This window comes from Campylobacter sp. JMF_11 EL3 (genome assembly GCF_027736965.1).
Taxonomy (GTDB): domain Bacteria; phylum Campylobacterota; class Campylobacteria; order Campylobacterales; family Campylobacteraceae; genus Campylobacter_B.
Map to the genome: position 1 here is coordinate 12294 of NZ_JAOVTJ010000001.1, position 24448 is coordinate 36741.

Below are 24448 nucleotides of genomic sequence, written 5' to 3' on the forward strand. Positions count from 1 at the left end.
CTTTTAAATTTATATATTCGTGCGCCCGTTGATTGCCTTCATAAGCGAAAGCATGTCTATATTATCCAAACTTACGCCAGTTGGCACGCCTTGGGCAAGCTTGCTAAAACGCAAATTTAAATCAGAGAGTTTATCCTCGACATAGAGCATAATCCCGTCTGAATTTATACTAGGCGTTAGCGCAAAAATCAGCTCATTTGCGCCATTTTGGATTATCATGGCGCGAAGTTTGTCGATGATTTCTTCGCTAGCGTCTTCTAAGACAAAATATTTGCCATTAAAAATTTTATTACTCTCAAAGATAAAAATATCTTTCGGGCTCTCTACAATGGCGATTTTCTCGCTCTCTCGCTCCTCATCGGCGCAGTATTCGCAGATCTCGTCCTCGCAAATCGCACCGCAAATTTCGCATTTTTTCAGTCCCCGCACAGCTTCTTCGATATTGTGAGCTAAATTTAGCCCCAAAGTTGAGTTTTGTACGCTGACATAATACGCAAAACGCAAAGCCGACTTTTTGCCCACGCCCGGGAGCTTTTCGAAGCTAGCAACTAGCTCTTCAAATTTATCATTTGCACTCATTTTTTACTGCCTGGATTGTTGAAAATTATAGAAAAATAATGTGTATTATCTGAATAATTATAAGTAAAGCTAAATTTGTGAAGTTCGCAAATTTTATCTATGATATACAGCCCAAGCCCCATGCCAGTGGCCTTTTCGTTTTTGTTGCGAATAAAGGCTTGTTTGTAGTGCTCGAAGGATTTTTCAAGCGCGGCTCCGTGGTTGGCTACACTGATTTTATTTTCGTCGCAAATCACGCTGACATGGTGATCGCTCGAATATTTTAGGCCATTGTCGATTAAATTTTTAATCGCCAAGGCAAAAAGCCCAAAATCGACATTGATAATAGCGTCATCTTCGATATTTTCAGCCACAAGGCTATCCCATTTATCTAGCATTGACATATCGCGAACCTGCTCTAAAATCAGGCTGAAATGGTATTTTTGGTAATTTAGCGTGTAGCTTTTCGATAGAAGTTGCTCGATTTTTGCAAATTCATTAATCAAAATTTCAAGCCGCTCAAAAACAGCCACAAGGCGCGTCTTTTGCGTCTCGTCATCGAGCATTTCAGTGATTAGTCTGCCCTTGCCAATCGGGGTTTTTAGCTCGTGCATTATGGTGCGTAAAAACAGCTGTCGAGAGCGGATAAGCTCTTGAATTTTAATAATCGCGTTGTTAAATTCATGCGCTACTTGGCCGATTTCGTCCTCACGGCGAATTTGTTTTAAATCAATCTCCAAATTTCCAAGTGAGAATTGTTTTATGTTTTTGCTAAGCTTTTTTAGTGGCGCAAAACTGCGTAAAATTGACAAATACAGCGAAAACAAAACCACAATAGTAATCAAAAATCCCACCCAGAGCGGATCGTTTAAATTTTTGGTGCCAATGCTCTCAAAAACCACGACCATTGAGTTGTTTTTGATATTTAAAAACAGAGTGTTGTTATACTCGATCGAGCTAATCTCGCCTATGGCAGTTTCTTGCGCGAAGTATTTTTTGCCTGAAATTAGGACATTTTGGACTAAATTTTTATCCTTGACAAGCTCCAAGCCAAAATTTGAAAAATAGCTTTCGATATCTTGTGGCGGGTTGTTTCGTTTGTAGGATTCTAGCAGGTAATTTACGGCGTTGATTTGGTTTGCTTGCATGCTACCTAGGGCTTTGTTCATTTGAATTCGCCCAAATGTGATAAACAGCACGCAAACCAAAATTATCGCAGTTACGAAAAATATCGTAATTTTCGTGATTAAAGAGTGCTTCATCCGATGAGCTTATATCCGATTCCGCGAACTGAAAAAATATGTTTTGGTGATTTTGAGTTGTCTCCGATTTTGGTGCGAAGGCGACCGATGATGACATCAAGGCTCTTTGAGTCTTTGTCTTTTAGGCTCTTGCAGTGATATACTAGCTGCTCGCGAGAAACAGAAAAGCTGTGTTGTTTGATGAGATATTCTAAAATTTCATATTCAGCCGGAGTTAGCACGAGTGCCTCTTCGCCAAAGTAAATTTCATGGCGTTTTTCATCTATGCGAAATACGCTATCAGCGACGGTTTCTTCTTTTTCGATTGTTTTTTTGTAACGGCGAATTAGGCTCATAATGCGCGCGTGCATTTCCTTTGGATCGTAAGGTTTAGGTAGATAATCATCTGCTCCGATTTGCAGTCCCACGACCTTGTCGCTGACATCAGATCTGGCCGAGCTAATGATGATTGGAATATCGTATTTTTCGCGGATTTCTTTGCATACTTCCAGTCCGTCCATGCCAGGAAGAGTTAAATCCAAAATTAGCAAATCATAGTTTTTGATTCCGGCACTTAGTCCGATATATGGGTCTTCGAAATTTGTAACATTGATATTAAATTTAGCCAAATATTCACTTAGCAAAGTAGCAAATTCGCTATCGTCTTCGATCATAAGCACATTTACCATGACGCGTCCTTTATAAAAATTTTGAAATTTTGCATTATATTGTAAAATAGTTAAATCTTAACTTGCATTTTAGCAAATTTAGATAAAATTGAGCCTTTTTAGTTTAGGAGAGATAATGGAAGAAGATTATTATGATATTTTAGGCGTGGCACGCGACGCGGACGCTGAAACGATAAAAAAGGCATTTCGCAAACTAGCCTTGCAGCACCACCCAGACCGCAACCAAGGTAACAAAGAGAGCGAAGAGCAGTTTAAGAAAATAAACGAAGCTTACCAAGTCCTAGGCGATGAAGAAAAACGCAAAATGTATGATAGATACGGTAAAGAGGGCTTATCTGGCGGATTTGGCGGTGGCGGTAGCGCAGGAGATGCCTTTGGGTTTGGTTCGATGTTTAGTGACTTTTTCGAGCAAGCCTTTGGTGGTGGCGGTAGCAGAGCCAAACGAAGCGTTGATCCGTATGGCATAGATACAGAATTAGCCGTTACTTTGGAATTTAAAGAAGCTCTACGCGGTGTGCATAAAGATGTCAAATACAAAATCAAAAAACCATGCCCTACCTGCGACGCAACCGGCTCAAAAGACAAGAAAAAACACACCTGCCAAACATGCGGTGGTTCTGGGCGAATCATGGCAAGGCGCGGATATATGAGTTTTATTCAGACATGTTCTGCGTGCGGTGGAAGTGGCGAAAGCATAAAAGAAAAATGCAAAGATTGCGGTGGCAAGGCATATATCGAGGAGGAAATCAGCGTCAAATTTGACATACCAGCAGGAATTGATGATGGACAAAGAATCCGCCTAGGGGGCAAAGGAAATGTCTCTAAGACAGGCGAGGTCGGCGATGTGTATGTGCTAGTAAGAGTGCGCGCTGATAGCCATTTCGAGCGCGACGGCGATGATTTGTATATCGAAGTGCCTGTCTTTTTCACCCAAGCGATTTTGGGCGAGAGTATCGAAGTGCCGACGCTTGATGGCAAGACCGAGTTAAAATTAAAAGTAGGAAGCAAAGACAAAGATAGATTTGTAATCCATGGCGAGGGTGCGCCAAATATCAGAACGAAGCAAAAAGGCGATTTAATCGTGCAAATCAGCGTCCAAACTCCAAAGAAACTAAACGACAAACAAACCGAGCTTTTGCGCGAGTTGCAAACTAGCTTTGGCGAAAATGACGAGGGAATTTTAAGCAAAATCAAAAATTTCTTTAAATAATGAAATTTATGGAGAATTTATGCAAAGGCTAAACGAGGTAAAAATCGGCGCAAGTGTCAAGGTGGTCAAAATCCACGGAGACGGCGCACTTAGGCGCCGTATTATGGATATGGGGATTACAAAAGGCATTGAGATAAAGCTAAAAAAAGCAGCCCCCTTAGGCGATCCTTTGGAGCTAGGCGTGAGAGGATACGAGCTCTCGCTACGCAAGGCCGACGCGTCATTGATAGAGGTCGAAAATTTATAAAATTTGCAAATTTAAAGAGTAAAAATGATAAAAATCGCACTTGTAGGAAATCCAAATTGCGGCAAAACGACATTTTTTAACGCCCTAACTGGCGCAAATGCCTTTGTCGGCAACTGGCCGGGCGTAACGGTCGAGAAAAAAGAGGGCTGTTTAATCGGCAAAGAAAATATCATAATCACCGATTTGCCGGGCATTTACTCGCTCTCGCCATACACGCCAGAAGAGATTGTGGCGCGCAACTACCTTTTGCACGAAAATCCAGATGTGATTTTAAATATCATCGACGGCACGAATTTAGAGCGAAATTTATACCTTAGCACGCAACTTTTGGAGCTTGAAATTCCAATGGTAATCGCTGTGAATATGACCGATATTTTGCGCAAAAGAGGCGATAAAATTGATTTAAAACTTCTTAGCAAAACCCTTGGCGCGCCGTGTGTGGAGATTTCTGCGCTTAAAAATATCGGCACGAATTTATGCGTGGAGCTAGCAATCGAGGCTAGCAAAAACCCTGCCCCGCACCCAAAACACGATTTTTGTGGCCCAGCCGAACACGCGCTAGCGCATATCGAAGACGCTGTTTTAAAGGGCGAAAAGGGCGATAGGTGGTATGCGGTTAAAATTTTCGAGCGCGATGAGAGCGTGCTAAAAGAGCTAAAAATCGAAAAAGCCAAATTTGGCCTAATCGAGGAAAAAATCAAATCCTGTGAAACCGAGCTCGATGACGATAGCGTGGGGATTATCGCAAACGAGCGATACAACTATATCGCGCGCGTAAAAGACGCCTGTTTTATCAAAAACACAGATTTTGTCGCCAATGCTAGCGAAAATATCGACAAGGTTTTGACGCATAGAATTTTCGCTTTGCCGATTTTTGCGGTGATTATGTTTATCGTGTATTACACTTCGGTTACGGGCGTGGGCGGGCTGATGACGGACACCGTAAATGACGGGATTTTTGGCGACGGATTTTTCGTAGGAAGTAGCGAAAAATACGAGCAAGCGCTTAGCGAGCATTTGCAAAGCAAAATTTGCACGAGCGAATTTGTGGGCGCGCTAGATATGATAAATCCTGAATTTAGCGCAGCCTCAGAAAATCTCAAAACTGCTTGCAATGAAGGCGATTTTGGCGCATTTAGCGAAAATTTTGACGCACTAAGCGGTGAAATTTCGCAAATTTCAAACGAAAATTTAAAAGAGCAAATTTCACTAGCTAGTGCGAATTTAGAGGCCCAAATTTTACCAAATCCTAGCGAGTATGGGCTGTATCTACGCGGTCTGCCTGTGGTAATGGACGAGTTTTTGGAGCGCATAAACTGCGCACAGTGGCTAAAAAGCCTCATCATCGACGGCGTTATTAGTGGCGTGGGAGCGGTGCTTGGCTTCGTGCCACAAATGGCGGTGCTTTTTATCTTTTTAGCGTTTTTGGAGGCGTGCGGATATATGACGCGCGTGGCTTTTGTCTTAGACCGCGCATTTCGCAAATTTGGGCTTAGCGGCAAGTCCTTTATCCCTATGCTAATCGGCACGGGCTGTGGCGTGCCTGGCGTGCTAGCCACGCGCACAATCGAGAGCGAAAAAGACCGCAAAATGGGCATTATGACGACCACATTTATGCCGTGTTCGGCGAAAATGCCGATGATTGCGCTCATTTCCGCTGCGCTTTTTGGCGGAGTGTGGTGGGTGGCACCTAGTGCGTATTTTCTGGGGATTTGCGCGATTGTGATTTCAGGGCTAATGCTTAAAAAAACGCCGATGTTTGCGGGCAAACCTGCGCCTTTTGTCTTGGAGCTTCCGCCATATCACATGCCAACCCTCAAAAATATTTACCGAAGCGTCAAAGAGCGCGTTAGCTCGTTTATCAAAAATGCTGGAACGATAATTTTCATCTCATCGGTGCTGATTTGGTGCGGATCGAGGTTTGGCTTCGCCGAGGGGGGCTTTGTCTTTGACATAGAGCTTGATTTAAACGATAGCTTTATCGGTAAAATCGGCGCGTTTGTGGCGCCAATATTTGCGCCACTGGGCTTTGGCGACGCAAAATCTGCAATCGCTACGCTTATGGGCTTAGTAGCCAAAGAAGAGGTTGTGGCGGTCTTTGGGATACTCGATTTTTCGGGGCTTGACACGCTTAGCGGATATGCGTTTTTGGCTTTTAACCTGCTTTGCGCGCCTTGCATAGCGGCAATGGCGACAATCGCAAAAGAGATGAGAAGTGCGCGCTGGACGGCGTTTGCGCTTGTGTATCAGACGCTGTTTTCTTACGCGGTCGCGCTTATGATTTATCAATTCGGCAGATTTTTTAGTGGCGCGCAAGGCGCGGGAGTGTGGCTTTTCGTGGCGTGCGCGTGCGCTGCGCTGATGATTTTAATGCTAGCAAAACCTTATAAAGAGAAAATTTGATATGCAAACTTTAACACAAAATATCGGAACAATCGCGGTTTTAGTGGTGCTTGGCGGGCTTTTGTTTTTGGCGGCAAGAAGCTTTGTGAAAAACAAAAATTCCTGCAACAAATGCGAGGGCTGCGGCTGCAACAACCCGCAAGAGTGCAAAAAAGACGAGTGAGGGTGATTTTGCCTTTGCAAGGCGCGCTTGGCGCGAACCTATGAACCCTGCGCCGATTTGCCGTTGCGCGGTAATCAAAGCGCAAATTTTGCCAAATCTGTCATTGCGAGAATTTTTGCGAAGCAAAAATTCGTGGCAATCTACGATTTTAAAATTCCAAAACGCAAATTTCGTGTTATTGCGAAATTTTAGTAATAAAATTGAAGCGATAAACTCGCTAATTGCTACCATAGAAGCAAAATCAGAGCTACAAGCTCACATACTAAAATCAAATTTCACACTTAAAAAACTTGGCTTAATCGCAGAACAGAGTAAGAAGTGTGAGTGAGGGAGAGATGATTAAAAATGCAAATTTAAATTTTACTAGTTGCTTGAATTTCAAAATTCAGAAGTAAGTTTAAATTTGTGAATTTAAAAATTTTAGTATCACAGATACTGACCGAGATTTTATAAAAAGGATTGAATTTGGAAAACAGAAATTTTAAAAACGATATTTTTAATAAAAATAAGAATTTGAGGGATTACGATAAAGAGCCGTTGATTTTGCGTGATTATAGCAAAGGAATAAAATTACACGGTGTTTTAAATTTAATATTTTTCTTTATTGCTTTTCTTTTCATTTCGGCAATACAAAGTCATATTGAATTTGGCGAATTTGATGAATTGATAAAAAAAATTTTTATTTTATGTTTTATTTTTGTAGGATTTTTAACTATCTCCTATATGATAACTATAAATTCAAAAGAACGCTATGTCTCACTAACATCTGACATGAAAGCAATATATTATGATAATGATTTACAAATACGCAAAATTTACAGCTTGTTGGGAAATAAAGAATTTTCATCGTTTTTATATCAAATAAATAGGCTTAAAAATATTTTTGGCTTTATATTGATAGGAATTTTTTTATTTACATTAGATGCAGAAATTATTTTTATTTTTATATTTGTTTCATTTTTAGCGGTCATATATGATATTTTATTTCGTATGTTTGTTTATAGAAAATCTAATAAAAATCTTACGAATTTTTGGAAATATTCGCAAAAATTTGTAATTGATATAGGTTGGATTGACGATATAAGATTTGTTACCGCTGGTGCAACAATTTGCTTTTTTAATCAAAAAGACCATGATTTGTTAAAAGAATATTTTCTTTCACTTTTTCATATAAATTTAGATACAGATATAAAAGGTATTGAAGCTATAAAAATTTTCTAATTTTGCACGCGTAGATTGCTTCGCTTTCTACGAAAGCTCGCAATGACAAATCAGAGATTAGTGAATTTCCCTGGATTGCTTCGCTACGCTCGCAATGACAACAGGGGTGCAAATTATCTATTTTTCACCAGCTTAATTCGCTCTTTGAAATCAGGCATAATCCCAGCTATGAAGTCGTAAAATTCGCGCCTGTGGTGCGCAAAGATGAGGTGAGTTAGCTCGTGAAGCACGACATAATGGACAAAGCGCAAATCTTTTTCGACCAATTTTAGCGACAAATTTATATAGCCCTTCGCGCTGTTGCAGCTGCCCCAGCGCGTCTTCATATCGCGCACGACTAGGCGATTGACGCTCTTTTGCACGAACGGCAAATAGAGTTTAATCAAATCTTTGTATAAATTTAACGCCAAAAATTTTTTAAATTTCGCAAATTCTATCTCGTTTGCGCAGTAAATTTTACTCTCCAAAACGGTGATTTTGCCGTTAAATTTCGCCAAATTTTGCGCCAAAATTTCGTTTGGCGTGGCTGGCGTGGCTGGCGTGGCTGGCGTGGCTGGCGTGGCTGGCGTGGCTGGCGTGGCTGGCGTGGCTGGCGTGGCGGACTGGGCGTTCGTGGAGTTCGTGGAGTTCGTGGCGTTCGTGGCGTTCGTGGCGTTCGTGGCGTTCGTGGCGTTCGTGGCGTTCGTGTTTGGCGTGGCGCTAGGCGCAGTATCACTTACAAAATTTGCGTCAAATTTTAGCGCACTATCACTCGCGCCACTCTCACTAAATTTCGGCGCAGTATTCCACAAATCCGCAAATTTCTCGCCAAATTTCAGCTCATAAATTTGCCCTAAAATTTCACTCTCGTTTTCTTTCAACGCCAAATTTTCGTATTTTTCTAAGGTTTTTTCAATCCATGCTTTGTGCGAGGCGATAAACTCTCTGGCTCGCTCCACGCTCCAAAACCACGGCACGCTAGCGCGCACAGCGCAATCAGGGCTAATGCGAATCCTAGCGTATTTTACGCGCTTGAAACTAGCCAAAACGCAAATTTTGCCCAAATTTAGACTAATCGTTTGCTCTGCCATTTTTTGCTAATCCACCGCCAAGTATTCGCCCCGCCTCTGAGCCACTCATCGCACAAAAACCCAATCCAAACGCCCAAAATCCCGATTCCAAGCGAAATGCCTAAAAAATACCCCACCGGAAGCGACACGCCCCACATAAAAATTAGCCCCATTAAAAACGGAAATCTCGCATCCCCGCTGGCGCGTAGAGCATTTACGAAAACGATATTAAAGGTGCGCCCAAGCTCCAAGATTATCGTTAGATAAAACAGCGGCCGCATGATTTCTTTGTGCGCCCCGCCCAGATTTAGCGCGCTCATGATTAGTTCGCGCGCGAAAAATACAACTGCGATAAAAAACGCCGTGACGATTAGACCGATTTTTAGCGCGTGAAAGGTGTGCGAATACGCGCGTTCTGGCTCTTTTGCGCCCACTAGGCGACCGACGATGACCTCGTTTGCCATGCTAATGGCACTTCCGCCAAAGAAAATAAAGCTTGAAATCTGAAAATAAATCGTCTGCACCGTAAGACTTGCCTCGCCCATACTCGCCACAAAGGCAAAAGCGACTAGATATTGCGTGATCCAAAGCAGATTTTCCCCCGCACTTGGCAGCCCCACGGATAAAATTTTGCGTAAAATTTCAAATTTTATTTTTAAAAACATTGAAAAGTAAAATTTCAGTTTTATGATTTTGACGGCAATTAGCGCGAAAAGTATCACGCCCACAATTCGCCCGATAATCGTGCTAATTCCCACGCCAAAAAGCCCATAAAATGGCAGTCCAAAGGGCTGGAAAAGTGCGATAAAATTACCCACTAGCGTGATGATATTCATCGTTACTGAGATGATGATTATGTAGTTTGCATAGCCATACACGCGGATTATCGCGCTAAAAACTATCGCCACAGCGTCGATTGCAAAGACAATGCTAATGATTTTTAGATAAATCGTGCTATCAGCGAGAAGTTCGCTTGGCACTTGTAAGGCACGGAGCAAAAGCGTGGCGCACGAAAATACAAAAACCCCGCTAAGTCCGCCGATTAGGGCGTTAAAGGTAATGCTAGTATGTATTGCGCGCAGGGCTAAAATTTTATTCCTTGCCCCCAGAGCTTGGGCGACCACGACCGAGCAACCCACAGCCAAAAACCCAAAAACCGTGATAAAAAGCAAAAATACCTGATTGCCAGCGCCCAGCGCGCCCACGAGCCTGACATCGACAAGGCTTATCATGTAGGTGTTAATCAGCGCGGTAACTAGGCGCAAAAACATATCCGCATAGATTGCTAGGCTTAGTTTTGTTAGTGAAATTTCCTTCATTAATTCTCTTTTTTTAAAATAAGAAGCGCATTTTAGCGAAAAATTCATAGATTAAATTTAGAAATTATTCAAATTTAATATTTTTTTTACTACAATCGACAAATTTTATCTATAAAGGCAAATTTTGGCATTAGTTGATTTGATTGATGTAGTTAAAAAATTCGGTTCAAACACTGTCCTTGACGGCGTGAATTTCAGCCTGAGCTCTGGCGAGAGAGTCGCAATCATCGGCAAAAACGGCGGCGGAAAATCTACGCTGATGAAAATCATCGCTGGTGAGTATGAAATCGACGGCGGTCGCGTCATCACGCAAAACGGCATAAATATCCAAATGCTAGAACAAAGCCCGAAATTTGACGATAATCTCTCTGTCAAAGACGCCCTAAAACGCGAACTCAAAGAAATCTACGATGCCATTGATGAATACAACCAAATTTTAGAACAAATCTCAAACGACCCCCAAAATGAAGCACTTCTAACCCGCCAAAATGAGCTAAATAAATTTATCGACGCCAAAGACGGCTGGAATATCGACAATAAAATCGAGCGAATTTTGGAGCATTTTGGGCTTAAAATTTATGAAAACCGCTCGGCTTGCACGCTAAGCGGGGGCGAAATTCGCCGCGTCGCCCTTGGTGCGTTGGTGCTAAAAAAGCCAGATATTTTGCTACTTGATGAGCCGACAAACCACCTTGATGTCTATATGGTGAGATTTTTGGAGGATATGCTTTTAAATTCGAAGCAAACCATACTTTTCATCTCGCACGATCGCTATTTCATCGACAAACTTGCGACCAGAAGTATCGAGATAGAGGAGGGCAAACTAAGCTTTTTTGATGGCGGATACGAAAACTATCTAAGGCGCAAACAAGAAATTTTAGCTAGCTTGCAAAAATCCCACGAAACGCTTTTAAAACAGCTAAAATATGAAGAAGAGTGGCTTCATCGTGGCGTAAAAGCTAGGCTCAAACGCGACGAGGGTCGCAAAGCCCGCGTGCTAGCCATGAGAGAAGAAGCCAAAAAAAATCCGGGCGTGATAAGGCGCGTGAAATTGGAGCTTGAACGCGCTAGTAGGAATTTCAACGGCACAGGTGGCGAGAACCGCAAAAAAATGCTTTTCGAGTGCAAAAATGTAAGCAAAATTTTAAACGGCAAGGACCTATTTAAGGGCTTTTCGGCTAGGGTTTTGCAAGGCGAGAGGATTGGCATAGTCGGCGCAAACGGCGCAGGTAAATCCACGCTAATAAAAATGCTGATTGGCAAAACCCGCATTGACGGGGGCGAAATCAAAAGAGGCGATATTAAAATCGGCTATTTCGATCAGGCTAGGTCTGAAATTTCAGGCGATAAGAGTTTGATTGAGATTTTTTGCCCAAACGGCGGAGATCACATTATGGTGCGCGGACATTATATGCATGTTTATGGCTATCTTAAAAATTTCTTATTCCCAAAAGAATTTTTGGATAAACCAGTAAGCGTGCTAAGCGGCGGCGAAAAAAACCGCGTCGCCCTTGCCAAGCTTTTTACCGAGCAATACGACTGCCTTATTTTAGACGAGCCGACAAACGACCTAGATATCGCTACAATCAACATTTTGGAAGATTATTTGCTAAGTTTTGAGGGGGCTGTCATCATTGTAAGCCACGATAGATATTTCATCGACAAAATCACAAACAAGCTCTGGGCGTTTGAAAAGGGCAAAATCGAGCAGATTTACATACCATACAGCGAGTATTTGGAGTATGAAGACGAGATAAAAGACCTTGAAATTTATGAAAGCGAAGTCGCTTCTAGCGTGGGAAATACTGCGCCCGAAATCAAAGAAAATAAAAAAGAAAAAACCGCCACGACTAAACTTAGTTATAAACAAAATAAAATTTTAGAAGAATACCCAGCCAAAATCGAAGAGCTTGAAGCTCGCATTAAGGAGCTAAATCATGCGCTTTCGACCCCTGAAATTTACCAGCAAATCGGGCTTCAACCGCTTTTTGAAGAGCTCGAAGAGAAAAAGGGCGCACTAAATCAAATGGAAAACGAATATTTCGAGGTGCTCTCGCTGGCTGAAAATTTAAAATAGGAAAATTTATGCTTTATTTTTTGATAATCATTTATATAATTTACACGATTTATAAAATTTCATTAGCCCTTTTACAGCTAAATTTCATCAAGGAAAACGCCAAAAAACCAGCCGTGATTTTAAGCGAAGCAGACTATCAAAAGGCTGGAATTGTTAGCATTACAAATCTGAAATTTGAAATTTTTAGCCTTGCGTTTGGGCTTTTGGTCGCGATTTTTTGGATTTGTTATGGTGCGGGTGCGTTGCAGGAATTTATCTATGCTAAATTTGGAGTGGGCGGCGCAAATTTGGAGGGCGGCGCGAGTATCTTTATCCAAAGCGTTTTTGTTTTGGCTTTCATTATACTTGGCGGGGTGATTGATTTGCCGTTTGAAATTTACGCCACTTTTGTCAAAGACAAAAAATTAGGATTTTCCACAATCACGCCTAAAATTTTCATCGCTGATAAGCTAAAAGCCCTTGCGCTAACGCTAATTTTTGGCTTTTTAGTGGTTTTTGCGCTAGTTTTTTGCGTGCAAAATTTGGGGCAGTTTTGGTGGATTTATGGATTTGTTTTTTCTTTTGGATTGATTTTGCTTATAAATTTAATCTACCCGACTATCATTGCGCCACTTTTTAACAAAATGTCGCCACTAGCTGAGGGCGAGTTAAAATCGCAAATCGAGATTTTACTCGCAAAATGCGGTTTTAAAAGTAGCGGGGTTTTCGTCATCGACGCAGGCAAGCGCGATAATCGCTTAAATGCGTATTTTGGCGGACTTGGGGCGAGCAAAAAGGTCGTGCTTTTTGACACCCTGATAAAAAAGCTAAGCCAGAGTGAAATTTTGGCAGTTTTGGGACACGAACTAGGCCATTTCAAACACGGCGACATACTCAAAAATATCGCGCTTGGGGCGTTTATGCTGATTGTGATTTTTGGCGTGTTTGGAAATCTGGCTACAAATGGGGTTTTTGACGCGCTAAATTTGGTGCGCGACGGCGGTGCGACGCTGATTTTTATCATGCTGTTTTTGCCGATTTTACAGAGTTTTTTAGAGCCAGTGATGTCGAAATTTAGCCGTATGCACGAGTTTGGCGCGGACAGGTTCGGCGCAGATAATGCGAGTAAAAATGATATGATTAGCGCACTTAAAAAACTTGGTAGCGAAAACAAAACTTTTCCGATTTCTCACCCGCTTTACAGCGCGATTTACCACTCGCACCCGAGCCTGTATGAGCGTATCAAGGAGCTAGAATGAAAATTTTCGAGGCGTTAAAATGGGCGCACGGCAGGACAAATTCTAGGTATGTTTCAAGGGAGCTTTTGAAATTTAGCGAAAATTTAAGCAACGAAGAGTTTGTAATGCTTTTTAACCACGCTATGCGAAATGAGGAAAAATTTCGCCAAAGTGTCGAAATTTACGCTTCTGGCGTGCCGCTTGAATACATCACAAACAAGTGCAAATTTTTCGATTTTGAGTTTTTCGTCGATGAGCGGGTGCTGATACCGCGCTTTGAGACTGAAATTTTGGTCGATAAGGCTTTTAGCGTGGCTCATCTTTTCAAAACTCCGCGCATTTGTGAGGTCGGCACTGGAAGTGGAATAATCTCGATTTGCCTTAAAAAATTTTTCCCAGACGCGCAAATTACTGCCACTGATATCAGTGAAAGTGCGCTTGAAGTAGCGCGCAAAAACGCCCAAAATTTGGGTGTGGATATTGAATTTGTGCATTGCGAATACCTAAGCGGGGTGCAGGGGGATTTCGATATCGTAGTATCAAATCCGCCATATATCGCCTCCTCGTATAAGCTCGATGAGCGGGTGCTAAAAGAGCCAAATTTGGCGCTAATCGGTGGCGAGAGGGGCGATGAGAAGCTAAAAAAACTAATCTTTTTAAGCGAAAATCGCACGAAATATCTGCTTTGCGAAATGGGGTATGACCAAAAGCAAAGCATGCAAGAAACGCTAAGCGAGCATGGATTTGCCTTTGAATTTTACAAAGATTTAGCTGGGTTTGATCGCGGCTTTGTCGCAAGGAAAATGAATTAATGCAGGGCTCGAAACTTCATAGATTGCTTTGCTACAAGGCGTTTGGTTACAGGTATATCGACGCTGGAATCCTTGCTAGTGGCGAGAGATTTTTTAGCGATATTGATAGCCTTTCGCATAGCGTGCAAAACTGCGCGCTGTGCGAACTATCCAAAACACGCACCCACGCTATGGTGCCTTATGGCGATAAAAACGCCAAAATAATGGTAATCTCTCAGTGCCCAACGCACGCAGAAGATGAGAGCGGTGAGCCATTTAACGGGAATTTGGGCGAGAAATTTAGGGCTAGTTTAAAGGAACTTTGTGGTTTGGAAATCGGCGAAATTTACGCGTCGTATCTGATAAAATGCGCCCTAAATTTAAATAAAAAACTCACCTCTGAAATCATACTCAAATGCGCTCCCTACGCTATCGACGAGATTAAAATAATCCGCCCCAAAGTCGTGCTATGCCTTGGCGAGCTGTGCGCTAAAATTTTGCTTAAAAACAACAACCTCCCAGATATCAGGCTGATTCACGGCACGCCATTTCGCGAGGGCGGGATTACCTTTATACCGACATTTGATCTAAATTTTCTAAGCCAAAACCCAAGCCAAATTCCACTTTTTCACGATGATTTGCGCAAGATAAAGGAATTTTTGTGAGAGCGATTTTTGCGCTTTTAATCGCTGTTTTTTGCCTGGCGCACGATGACGAAAATATTTCGCTAAAAGATCTAAATTTTACGATAAGCGATGATGAAAATTCTAGCACCCAGATTTTGTTTGAGAGCGAGGATTTTATCCAAAAAAGCCTAGATGAGGGATACACGCTCTGGGATCCAGACAGCGAGAAAGGCGAGGTGTATAATCTCGTGGCAAATGCGATGAGTGCGACGATTGAAAACTCGCAAAATTCGGGCTTTAAAGTGGGTGTTTTAATGGCGCAAAATATCCTTGGCTCGCGCGCAGATAGCATTGCAAATGCGCTTTTGGCATTTGTGAGTGAGAGAAATTTGCAGGCGAATTTGCGCTTTTATTACATAGGAAATGAGAGCGAAGAGGGCATTATAGCCTCACTTGAAGCTATGGAGCGCGATAATGTCGCCCTCATAATCGCTCCCTTAAATAGATCTGGCGTGGATATGGTAGATGAAAACTTGCAGTATAGTAGTATGGTTTTTGTGCCGACGCTAAATCAAAATTTAAGCGGGTTCGTGTCGAATAATATATATTTTGGCGGTATTGATTATAGCGAGCAAATGCAGTATCTGTTGGGGCGTTTCGCTGAAAATTTATACGCTATCGGCGATGAGAGCGCGCTGTCGCAGGTGCTAAACGATATGGCGTTTGATAGTCGCAATATCGAGGAGTTTTACACGATTAAAAGCAACCGAAATGCGGTCTTTGATTTTGAGGGCGAACTGCCACAAAATGCGAATTTTATCCTAAATTTGCCTAGTTCTAAAATACTCTCAGTAATCGGCGAAATTTCGCACAAAAAGCTAAACACGCAAAACCTGCTTGCCACGCAAGTGGGCTTTGACGGCGAGATTATCGGCGCGCTTCCAAGCGCGATTGGCGGGAAATTTTACCTTGCAAACTCCATTTCGCCGGTTTCAAACTCGCTTCTTCATCGCGCGCTTAGCCTTGGCGTGGATTTGCGCTACGAGTGGATTGCATACAGCGCGCTTAGCGGGTTTGACTATTTTTATTCAAATTTTGCATTAAACCGCTATGAGCGAGCATTTAGCGAGGAATTTTACGATAACGGCCTTAGGTTTGATACCAAAATTTACGAGGTCGGCGAGGGTAAATTTCAAAAATTAAATTAAAATTTCAAATTTTTTTAGAAAGGAATTGCATGAAAAAGTATTTCAAAACACTTTTTTTAGGGCTTTCGTTTTTGTTTTTGCTCGCTGGTTGTGCGAGTAATCAACCCGCGTTAAACCAACCTACGCTAGATCAAATCAAATCTCGCGGAACTATCCTAGTGGGCGCCACTGGGGATTATAAACCACTAAGTGTGCGCGAGCAAAACGGCACGCTATGGGGATTTGACATCGATATCGCAAAAGCTATCGCCGAGAAGCTTGGCGTGGAGCCTGAGTTCGTCGCTACTAGCTGGCCGACACTTAGCGATGATACGCAAGCAGAGCGCTTTGATATCGCTACTACCGGCATTACGATTAACGAAACACGCAAAAAAACTATGCTAATGAGCGATGGCTACCTTGCTAGCGGTAAGACGATTTTGTGCCGCAAGGGCGACGCAGCGAAATTTACAAGCTTAGAGAGTATCGATAAAAAGGGCGTTCGCGTGATGATAAATCCTGGCGGAACGAACGAGAAATTTGCGAGGGCAAATTTTAAAAACGCTAAAATCATCGTCCATAAGAAAAACGCCGAAATCCCAGCGCAAATCGCAAAAGGCGCAGCCGATGTGATGATCACAGAGACCACCGAAGCGCCGTATTATGTGGCAAACAACCCTAAACTAGCCGCTCCGCTGCTAGAAAGTCCATTTACGCGCGATGAAATCGGGGCTTTGATGTCGCAAAACAAGGGCGATTTGCAAAGCTTCGTAAATAAGGTAATCGCTGAAATGAAGGCAAACGGCGAGTTGAAAAAAATCACTGAAAAATATGGATTAGTTTATTCGTATTAAAATTTTAAAATTTCGGTTGTGAGGACTGCTTTTGCTTTTCGCAACCGCTTCTAAAATTCCACGCTGAGGCAATCTTGGATACTGCGCCGAAATTTTAGTTGCAGTGTGGTAAGTTGCCTAGCGAAAATTTTGGTAACATTATGGTGGGCAAGGATGCCCACATTACAAACTACGAACTCAAAAATTCAATGTTATCAAAATTTTCTAATTCCAAATAATTTTCACCGGCTGCATTAAAAATTTCAAGTTCTCGCACTTGGTTATCAGCAACATGCAATAAAAAGTCAGTAGGGTAATGGTTTTTACTATTTACATACATTTCCACAACTATTCTAGTTTGAAATTTGTTTATATCAAGCGGTGCAACATTTTCATCTTTTTCAAATATATATGCCAAAAAACCATCGTATTTTTCTATACATTTTAGCGAAAGAGCATTTAAATGTGCAATAAGTTCATCTTTATAGGCAATATCTTTTTTTAACATTACATTTAATATTCTATTTAAAATATCGGGAAACTTATCGTTGTTTATAAAATTATTTTGTTTCTGGCACATAGTAAGTTCTTATATTGATAACTCAGTGATTATTTTTAGTGCATTTGCTGTGTTATTTTTCAATCCAATCTCATCAATTTCTCTGACACTCCTTAATTTTGCATCGCAACAATATTCTTCCACATCATAAAACAAATTTTGCATAATATCATAGTATTTATCAAAAAATTCATTATCCTTATGTAGTAACTTAAAAAAATAAGTCTGATAGGTATCGGCATTTATTTTACTATCAACAAAATCTTTCATTAAAGCTAAAAAATTATTATATATCATAAACTACCCCTATTTATAACATTTTTCAATTGACTATCATTTAATTTCCAACCGCTTAAAAATTCTCCATTATTATCTATAATTACATTTAAACCAGCACCGTAGGGTGGGTATCCTTGCCCACAGAATTTTATATTTTTATCAAATTTCATCATTTTTAATCCTTTATTTAACCTTTGTGGTGGGCAAGGCGCTCACCCTACGATACTTATTTCTTTTTCCTTTCTTCTTTGATTTGTTTAATCCACTCATCTTGGAATTTCTCAGCTTCTTTAAATTCGTCTTGTTTTTCTTTTTCTTGTTCTTTTTCAAATTCGGCATAATCTTGGAGTTTGCCACCACATTTAGGGCAAATCATATCTTTTGTGTCGGAAAAATTATAAACTTTTTTGCATTTTTTGCAACGAGTGAATTCGGGATATTTTGTTTTGCATTTGAAACCAAAAAATACAAAAAACAAACCTACAATTAAATAAAATAAAGATAATTCACTAGATGGCTCACGCCAACCGCTCATTTTTGTATGGGTTTTAAAACCAAGTGATGAAAATATTCCAAGAATTAATAATATTATTCCGCCAAATATCATTTGAAATTTCATTTAGATTTTTTATCCTTATTTGTTTCAATCTCAATTAGCGCCGTAGCACCGTATGGTGGGTATCCTTGCCCACCGAATTTTATATTTTTATCAAATTTTATTTTAGCCCCTTTAATTTTTTAAAATTTCGGTAGATAAAAGCAAGTTTTTATATTTTAAATTTGCAAAATTTAGCCCTGCTAAACCTCACAACCCCTTGAAAAACTCCACGATTTCGTCTCTAAATTTCACTGGTTTGCCGTTTTGCAGGTATGCGACTCTGACATCTTGGGCGAAGATTAACTCGTCAAATTCGCGCCCATTTATATCTTTTAGTTTGTAGATTTTTTGCGTCAGCACTGCGCTTGCGTTTTTTAGCTCTTTGAGCGTGGTTTTGATTTCTAGTTCGTCGCCTAGCACCGCAGAGCGCAGGAATTTCGCCTGCAAATCGCTCACCACGAAATGCGAGTGCTCGCCAAAAAACCTCACGCCCGCGCGCATTAGCGCCTCGCTTCTAGCCCGCTCGCAAAATTTTATGTAGTTTGCGTGATAGACGATACCCTGCGCGTCGGTATCGTCGTAATAAATCCTAAATTTCATTGCCTCTGCCTATGCGCAAGTTTGGCACCATTTTTAGGAAAAACAGCACCGTTTGCGCGATTATCATTAGCTTGGCGCACCACTCGCTGGCTTTGTGGATTTGGGCGAATTCGGCTGTTTGCGTGCCTGCTTCGCCTAGCTTTTGCGCGTCAAGGATAAATTCCGTGAAATACAGCACGAAAAGTGTCGCTAAAATGAGGTTTATGAGCGCTAACATAAGGGTTGAAAATTTGAGATTAAACGGCTGGGATTTGTTGTTGTTGAAATTTACCATTTCAAAAATTAGGCAAATTATCGAAAACGGCATTAAAATGGCGTTGTATTTGACAAAAATCGCACTCATCATCTGACCGCTTTGGAAGTGGCTAAGCACGCCCTCGCCAATGAGGCTTTGCGGGTAAAAAATCGTCGGAGCAGTGAGTGCGCCAAGGCTAAGCTCGATACCGATGAGCGCGCCAAGAGCGAGGATATAAATCGAAAAAATCGCTTTCATAAAAATCCTTAAATTTGTAAATTTCGTAAATTTTGTAATTTCGCGCCATTATACCCTAAAATTTGTCTTTATTTGGAAATTTTGTGTAAATTCGGCTGAAATTTAGCCGAATTTCTCAAATTTTATCATTATTTAAGCAATGTTTAAATAAAATATTCTTTCTTTTTCGTGGTTGGATAGCTCAGTCGGTAGAGCAGCAGACTGAAAATCTGCGTGTCGGCAGTTCGATTCTGCCTCTAACCACCACTTTTATTCAAATTTAAATCCCAAAATCAGTGAAATTTAGAAAGTGGTATTTCGGACACTTTCACACAAATCGCAAGATAAACCAAAAATTTAGCTGTTTTTATAATAAAATCGAAAAGATAAATTTGAAGCCAAGGGCGAATTTTGTGCCGAAATTTGCGAATTTGCCAGGCAGGGTTACAGAGGCGATAGCGAAATTTTATGACGAGCCAAAATTTGCGGGTGAGTTTTTGCAAATTTTAGATAATGCCTGCAAAAACGGCGAAATTTCACGCGCGTGCAAAGATGAAATTTATCGTAGATTTTTAGCCGAGGAATTTTAGGCTAAATTTGAAAATTTGGGAAAATTTGCGCAAATTTCATGCAAATTTTAAACTAAATTTGTCAAATTTAACTCCAAAATTCACGCTAAATTTTCCCCAAATTCACCCGAATTTTACCCTGCAAATTCCTCGTTTAAAAACTCCCCAGTATAAGAGTGCGTTTTTTTGTAGTTTTTCGCCAGCTGTTTTGGTGAGCCTTGCGCTACGATTTTTCCGCCACCATCGCCACCCTCTGGCCCCATGTCGATGAGATAGTCGCAGTTTTTGATGATGTCCATATTATGCTCGATGACAAAGACCGAATTGCCCAAATCCACGAGGTGATGAAGCACCTGCACCAGCCTATCGACATCGGCGAAGTGCAGACCTGTGGTCGGCTCATCGAGGATATAAAGTGTGTTGCCAGTGTCTGTGCGACTAAGCTCTTTTGCGAGTTTGACGCGCTGAGCCTCGCCCCCGCTTAGCGTGGTCGCAGGCTGACCTAGCGCGATATAGCCTAGGCCTACATCTTGGAGGGTTTTTAGCTTTTGGTGTATTTTTGGCACAGCTTTGAAAAACTCCAACGCCTCGTCGATACTCATCGCCAAAACCTCGGCGATATTTTTGTTTTTGTAGTAAATTTCAAGCGTCTGGGCGTTGTAGCGCGAACCACCGCATGCGTCGCAAACTACGCTAATATCGGGCAAAAAGTGCATTTCGATTTTGATTTCGCCCTCTCCTGCGCATTTTTCGCAACGCCCGCCCTTGACATTGAAGCTAAATCGCCCGATTTTATACCCCCTCATCATCGCCTCTTTTGTCTGCGCAAAGAGCGCGCGGATCTCGTCCATGACGCCAGTGTAAGTGGCTGGATTGGAGCGTGGGGTGCGACCAATTGGGCTTTGGTCTAGGTAGATGACCTTGTCTAAATTTTGCAGACCTGAAATTTTGGCATTTTTTATAATTTTTACATTTCTGGCGCGGTTAAGTTCCTCCAATGCTGCTGGCAGGATTGTTTGAAGCACGAGTGAGCTTTTGCCACTGCCACTAACTCCGGTAATTCCGACTAAATTTCGCAAAGGAAATTTTGCGCTTAGGCCGTGGATATTGTTGATTTCGACATTTTTTATACTTAGCCACTCTTTTTGCGGGCGGTTTTTTTGGTAATCAATCGTTTTGTGATTGTTCATATACAGCGCGGTTTGCGTGTCGCTTTTAAGCAGATTTTCCACGCTTCCGCTAAATACGACCTCGCCGCCGTATTTACCAGCCCCTGGTCCGATATCTACGACGAAATCCGCTTGTTGTATGGTTTTTTTGTCGTGTTCGACGACGATTACGGAATTTCCCTTTTGCTGTAAATTTCTAAGTGTATTGATTAACTTTTGTGTATCGCGCTCGTGAAGCCCGATACTAGGCTCATCTAGGACATACATTACCCCGCTTAGTCCGCTTCCAATCTGGCTTGCGATGCGGATTCGTTGCGCTTCGCCACCGCTGATTGTGCGCGCATCGCGCCCGAGGGTCAGGTATCCAAGACCTACATCGTTTAAGAAAAATAGCCTTTCGTTGATTTCTTTTAAAATCGGTGCTGCGATTTGCGCCTCTTGCGGGCTAAAATGGGCGAAATTTTTCTCATCGCCAAAGAATTTGACATTTTCTTCTATGCTTGTCTTCACCACTTCGCCAAGGCCTTTGCTAGCGACTTTTACAGCTAAGCTTTGGGGTTTTAGACGCAGTCCGCCACAAGCAGAGCAGGTTTTTTCGCTCATATATTCGTCTAAATCGTTTTCGTTTTTTAGCAAATCATAGGCGTATTTGATTGCGCCCTCGAATTTACGCATTAGTTTGTGTGATTTCCAATAAAACGGCACTTCTTTCGCGCTTCCGTATAAAATGAGCTGTTTTTGCGCCTCGTCAAGCTCGGCGTATGGGACATCTGTGGGGATATCGTTTGAGGCGCAAAATCCGAGCAAAAATTTATAATAATAGCTTTTGTTAAACCCCGACATTACCTTAATCGCGCCGTTTTCGATAGAATTTGCCTCGTTTATGATTTTAGCTAAATCTAGGCTAAATTTAATTCCAAGCCCGTCGCACTCCTCGCACGCACCTTTTGGGCTGTTGAAGCTAAAAGTTAGCGGTTCGAGTGGAGTAAATGAAATTTTACAATCAAAGCACGCCATGTGCTCGCTGTAATGGATATGATCGTGCGCAAGCCCGAATTCATCGGCATTTGCGATATCTATTTCGACTTCGCCAAAGCTAAGTTTTAAGGAATTTTCGATGTCGCTTGCGATTCTAGTGGCGTTTTCTTCGCTGATACTCACACGGTCGATGACGACTTTGATTGTGTGTTTTTTGGTTTTGGCTAGTTCGATTTCTTCGTCAAGCCTAACCAAAACGCCGTCAATCTGGGCTCTGACATAGCCTTTGTTTCGCATATCTTCGATCAAATCGGCAAAAGTGCCCTTTTTTTCGCGCACGAGCGGGGCAGAAATTGAAATTTTCGCGCCGTTTGGGAGTTTCATAACCTCGGCGATGATATCAGATGAGCTCATTTTTGAGATTGGTTTGCCGCATTGGTGGCAGTGTTGCACGCCCGTTCTAGCGTAAAGCAAGCGCAAATAATCGTAAATTTCAGTTATCGTGCCCACGGTCGAGCGCGGGTTTTTGGAAGTGGTTTTTTGATCTATCGCGATCGCTGGGGTTAGGCCGTCGATTTTGTCGATATCTGGCTTGCCAACCCTGTCTAAAAACTGCCTAGCATACGCCGAAAGGCTCTCTACATAGCGTCTTTGCCCCTCGGCATAGAGTGTATCAAAAGCCAGCGTGGATTTGCCAGAGCCCGAAAGCCCCGTAAAAACGACTAATTTATTTTTTGGAATTTTCAAATTTATATTTTTTAGGTTGTGTTCTCTTGCGCCGATAATTGTGATTTTATCGTTCATTTTAGCCTCTTTTTTGTGAAAATTAACCTTTAATTATATCTTAAAATTCTTTGAAAGAGTTTGCAAAAACGCTTAAATTTCAGCCATGTTTGATATAATTTTGAAAAATCAAAATTTAATGGATAAAAATGAAAAAAGTTTTAATCATAGCAAGTGGCGATTTCGCGCGCCATTTTTTAAATAGAATTTACAAATCCAAAGATGTTATCCACGAATACTTTATCATCGCAAAAGACAGCTCCTGCGTGCCTGAGGGGATTTTGGGTATGCAAAATTTCAGCGTGGAGATTTTCGATCCTACAAGCATAGAAAGGCTAAAATTAGTAGTAAATCAGGGCGAATTCGATAGGTGCATAATGATAATGGACATTGAATTTGACGCTAGGGTGAGCCTGAATAATCTCAAAGAAATTGCGCCGAATTTGGAAATTTATCTCGCTGATTTTTGGGATTTGGTGCAAGAGTATAAAGAAGAAAAGCATATTAAAATTTTAAATGTTTTATCGCTAAATTCATCTCGTTTTATGGGTTGTTTGCCAGATAGCCCGGTTTTTGCGCAGTATGTAGGACTTGGCAGGGGCGAGATAATGGAGGTAAAAATCCCTGTGGGAAGCTCGTTTGCGTATCGCAAGGTAGGCACTCTAAGTTCGAAGCGATACAAAATCCCGATGATTTATCGCCACAACACCTACATAATCACCACGAAAAGCACGGTGATTTATCCAAACGATACGATTTTGGTCGTGGGCGAGCCAAGTGCCTTGCGCGCGGTTTTTGCGCAGGTCAAACAGCAAAACGGCCAGTTTCCATCGCCATTTGGGATAAATATTTATGCGCTAATTGATATGAAGGAAATGAACGAGAGCTCGATTTATAAGACGCTAAGAGCGGTGGAGTATCTAGATAGCAGGCTCCAAAATCACAAAATTTGCATTAGGGTGGTAAATCCCAAAATTGCGCCTAGTTTCGAGGAGATTAAGGCCAAAAGCGATGATGAAAAATTTGAAATTTTAATTGATTATAAAGAGAAAAATATATCGAATTTAAACGGCGATGTGAGCGAAAATAAGGCTGGTTTGGTCGTGTGTGTGAGGGAGATTTTCGAAAAAAATAAAGCCTATTTGCAAAGTCTTGGCGTGCCGATTTTAAGCCTAGGGCAGAGCGAGTTAGAGGCGATAAAACGCAGTGTGGTGGTAAATGGCGGAGTGAATATGGACGAGGAGTCAAGCGTGGTTTTTGATATCAGCTCGCAGCTTGGTATGAATATTCACCTGTATATTTTTAACGAAAACGGCGGCAAAGGTGGCGAGTTTGTGCAAAATTATCTAAATTTGTCAAAGCTTTTCTCAAAAGAGCTCATAATCCACGATGATATGAGCAAAAACCCATTAATCGAGCTTAGCGGAGAGAGTGATTTCTTGCAGTTTGTGCCATTTAGTGATAAAATTTTAGCTCCGAAATCGACAGCAATTTTCAAAAAAGACCTTGACAAAATGTATTTCAAACTAAGCCACAATCACCAAATTTTCCTTCCATGCGATATGGGGTAAAAAAATGCAAAATTTATGCTACAATAAGGCAAATAAAGG

At 41.5% G+C, this 24448-nt stretch carries 26 protein-coding genes and 1 tRNA gene; 15 read left to right on the forward strand and 12 right to left on the reverse strand.

Annotation, left to right across the window (positions count from 1 at the left end; genetic code table 11):
• Window positions 1-9: 9 nt before the first annotated feature.
• From recR to OFN67_RS00085, 3 genes are read right to left on the reverse strand one after another with little or no spacing between them, the layout of a single operon-like run.
• Window positions 10-579: a recombination mediator RecR gene (gene recR, locus OFN67_RS00075; RefSeq protein WP_270859202.1), complete on the reverse strand. Its 570-nt coding sequence runs from the start codon at window positions 577-579 to the stop codon at window positions 10-12.
• Window positions 576-1820 carry an ArsS family sensor histidine kinase gene (locus OFN67_RS00080; protein WP_270859201.1) on the reverse strand — a complete coding sequence of 415 codons (1245 nt, stop codon included), beginning with the start codon at window positions 1818-1820 and terminating at the stop codon, window positions 576-578. The genes recR and OFN67_RS00080 overlap by 4 nt, the downstream gene beginning before the upstream one ends.
• Window positions 1817-2488, reverse strand: a complete 672-nt coding sequence (locus tag OFN67_RS00085) for a response regulator transcription factor (RefSeq protein ID WP_270859200.1) — start codon at window positions 2486-2488, stop codon at window positions 1817-1819. Before OFN67_RS00085 ends, OFN67_RS00080 begins: the two co-directional genes overlap by 4 nt.
• A gap of 115 nt (window positions 2489-2603) precedes the next feature.
• Here OFN67_RS00085 and dnaJ point away from each other — a divergent pair, with 115 nt between their 5' ends.
• The 6 genes from dnaJ to OFN67_RS00115 all read left to right on the forward strand — a co-directional run bounded on the left by dnaJ (window position 2604) and on the right by OFN67_RS00115 (window position 7732).
• Entirely contained in the window at window positions 2604-3698 is a 1095-nt protein-coding gene (dnaJ, locus tag OFN67_RS00090) for a molecular chaperone DnaJ (protein ID WP_270868408.1), read from the forward strand.
• A 19-nt stretch (window positions 3699-3717) separates the two neighbouring features.
• Window positions 3718-3945: a FeoA family protein gene (locus tag OFN67_RS00095; protein ID WP_270859198.1), complete on the forward strand. Its 228-nt coding sequence runs from the start codon at window positions 3718-3720 to the stop codon at window positions 3943-3945.
• Between the two features lie 24 nt (window positions 3946-3969).
• Window positions 3970-6348 (forward strand): ferrous iron transporter B, encoded by a 2379-nt coding sequence (gene feoB / locus OFN67_RS00100; protein ID WP_270868407.1) that lies wholly within the window; start codon window positions 3970-3972, stop codon window positions 6346-6348.
• 1 nt (window position 6349) lies between these two features.
• Entirely contained in the window at window positions 6350-6511 is a 162-nt protein-coding gene (locus OFN67_RS00105) for a FeoB-associated Cys-rich membrane protein (protein ID WP_270868406.1), read from the forward strand.
• 40 nt (window positions 6512-6551) lie between these two features.
• Window positions 6552-6839: a hypothetical protein gene (locus OFN67_RS00110; protein WP_270873909.1), complete on the forward strand. Its 288-nt coding sequence runs from the start codon at window positions 6552-6554 to the stop codon at window positions 6837-6839.
• Window positions 6840-6976: 137 nt separating this feature from the next.
• Window positions 6977-7732: a hypothetical protein gene (locus OFN67_RS00115; protein ID WP_270866781.1), complete on the forward strand. Its 756-nt coding sequence runs from the start codon at window positions 6977-6979 to the stop codon at window positions 7730-7732.
• Between the two features lie 113 nt (window positions 7733-7845).
• Here OFN67_RS00115 and OFN67_RS00120 read toward each other — a convergent pair whose 3' ends face one another.
• Together OFN67_RS00120 and OFN67_RS00125 are read right to left on the reverse strand one after the other, a co-directional pair.
• Complete coding sequence (locus tag OFN67_RS00120) at window positions 7846-8802, reverse strand: M48 family metallopeptidase (RefSeq protein ID WP_270873910.1); 957 nt, start codon at window positions 8800-8802, stop codon at window positions 7846-7848.
• Window positions 8778-10100, reverse strand: a complete 1323-nt coding sequence (locus tag OFN67_RS00125; protein ID WP_270868404.1) for an MATE family efflux transporter — start codon at window positions 10098-10100, stop codon at window positions 8778-8780. The genes OFN67_RS00120 and OFN67_RS00125 overlap by 25 nt, the downstream gene beginning before the upstream one ends.
• A 124-nt stretch (window positions 10101-10224) precedes the next feature.
• On the opposite strand from OFN67_RS00125, the gene abc-f reads away from it, so the two are divergent.
• Genes abc-f through OFN67_RS00155 form a run of 6 tightly spaced genes read left to right on the forward strand, consistent with a single transcriptional unit; the run spans window position 10225 to window position 16852 of the window.
• The gene (gene abc-f, locus OFN67_RS00130; protein WP_270868403.1) at window positions 10225-12177 is read left to right on the forward strand and encodes a ribosomal protection-like ABC-F family protein; all 1953 of its coding nucleotides are present in this window, start codon (window positions 10225-10227) and stop codon (window positions 12175-12177) included.
• Between the two features lie 8 nt (window positions 12178-12185).
• Entirely contained in the window at window positions 12186-13415 is a 1230-nt protein-coding gene (locus OFN67_RS00135; protein ID WP_270868402.1) for a M48 family metallopeptidase, read from the forward strand.
• Complete coding sequence (prmC, locus tag OFN67_RS00140) at window positions 13412-14206, forward strand: peptide chain release factor N(5)-glutamine methyltransferase (protein WP_270868401.1); 795 nt, start codon at window positions 13412-13414, stop codon at window positions 14204-14206. Before OFN67_RS00135 ends, prmC begins: the two co-directional genes overlap by 4 nt.
• Window positions 14206-14850 carry a uracil-DNA glycosylase gene (locus tag OFN67_RS00145; protein ID WP_270868400.1) on the forward strand — a complete coding sequence of 215 codons (645 nt, stop codon included), beginning with the start codon at window positions 14206-14208 and terminating at the stop codon, window positions 14848-14850. The genes prmC and OFN67_RS00145 overlap by 1 nt, the downstream gene beginning before the upstream one ends.
• Window positions 14847-16019 carry a hypothetical protein gene (locus OFN67_RS00150; protein WP_270868399.1) on the forward strand — a complete coding sequence of 391 codons (1173 nt, stop codon included), beginning with the start codon at window positions 14847-14849 and terminating at the stop codon, window positions 16017-16019. Before OFN67_RS00145 ends, OFN67_RS00150 begins: the two co-directional genes overlap by 4 nt.
• Window positions 16020-16048: 29 nt before the next feature.
• Window positions 16049-16852: a transporter substrate-binding domain-containing protein gene (locus OFN67_RS00155; RefSeq protein WP_270868398.1), complete on the forward strand. Its 804-nt coding sequence runs from the start codon at window positions 16049-16051 to the stop codon at window positions 16850-16852.
• A gap of 169 nt (window positions 16853-17021) precedes the next feature.
• Here OFN67_RS00155 and OFN67_RS00160 read toward each other — a convergent pair whose 3' ends face one another.
• The 6 genes from OFN67_RS00160 to OFN67_RS00185 form a co-directional block, all read right to left on the reverse strand.
• Window positions 17022-17411, reverse strand: coding sequence for a hypothetical protein (locus OFN67_RS00160; protein ID WP_270868397.1), 390 nt, complete (start codon window positions 17409-17411; stop codon window positions 17022-17024).
• 9 nt (window positions 17412-17420) lie between these two features.
• Window positions 17421-17687 (reverse strand): colicin immunity domain-containing protein, encoded by a 267-nt coding sequence (locus tag OFN67_RS00165; protein ID WP_270868396.1) that lies wholly within the window; start codon window positions 17685-17687, stop codon window positions 17421-17423.
• Entirely contained in the window at window positions 17684-17842 is a 159-nt protein-coding gene (locus OFN67_RS00170) for a hypothetical protein (RefSeq protein WP_270868395.1), read from the reverse strand. The genes OFN67_RS00165 and OFN67_RS00170 overlap by 4 nt, the downstream gene beginning before the upstream one ends.
• 53 nt (window positions 17843-17895) lie before the next feature.
• Complete coding sequence (locus OFN67_RS00175; RefSeq protein WP_270868394.1) at window positions 17896-18288, reverse strand: adenylate kinase; 393 nt, start codon at window positions 18286-18288, stop codon at window positions 17896-17898.
• 186 nt (window positions 18289-18474) lie between these two features.
• Window positions 18475-18867 carry a YbgC/FadM family acyl-CoA thioesterase gene (locus OFN67_RS00180; RefSeq protein WP_270868393.1) on the reverse strand — a complete coding sequence of 131 codons (393 nt, stop codon included), beginning with the start codon at window positions 18865-18867 and terminating at the stop codon, window positions 18475-18477.
• Window positions 18857-19360 carry a DUF4149 domain-containing protein gene (locus OFN67_RS00185; RefSeq protein WP_270868392.1) on the reverse strand — a complete coding sequence of 168 codons (504 nt, stop codon included), beginning with the start codon at window positions 19358-19360 and terminating at the stop codon, window positions 18857-18859. Before OFN67_RS00185 ends, OFN67_RS00180 begins: the two co-directional genes overlap by 11 nt.
• A 170-nt stretch (window positions 19361-19530) precedes the next feature.
• On the opposite strand from OFN67_RS00185, the gene OFN67_RS00190 reads away from it, so the two are divergent.
• Both OFN67_RS00190 and OFN67_RS00195 read left to right on the forward strand, forming a co-directional pair.
• Window positions 19531-19606: transfer RNA gene (locus OFN67_RS00190), tRNA-Phe, on the forward strand.
• Between the two features lie 29 nt (window positions 19607-19635).
• Entirely contained in the window at window positions 19636-19929 is a 294-nt protein-coding gene (locus OFN67_RS00195; protein WP_270868391.1) for a hypothetical protein, read from the forward strand.
• Window positions 19930-20042: 113 nt separating this feature from the next.
• On the opposite strand, the gene uvrA is transcribed toward OFN67_RS00195, so the two are convergent.
• Window positions 20043-22859, reverse strand: coding sequence for an excinuclease ABC subunit UvrA (uvrA, locus tag OFN67_RS00200; RefSeq protein ID WP_270868390.1), 2817 nt, complete (start codon window positions 22857-22859; stop codon window positions 20043-20045).
• A gap of 128 nt (window positions 22860-22987) precedes the next feature.
• Between uvrA and OFN67_RS00205 the strand changes: the two genes are divergently transcribed.
• Complete coding sequence (locus OFN67_RS00205; RefSeq protein ID WP_270868389.1) at window positions 22988-24409, forward strand: TrkA C-terminal domain-containing protein; 1422 nt, start codon at window positions 22988-22990, stop codon at window positions 24407-24409.
• The last annotated feature ends 39 nt before the right edge of the window (window positions 24410-24448 follow it).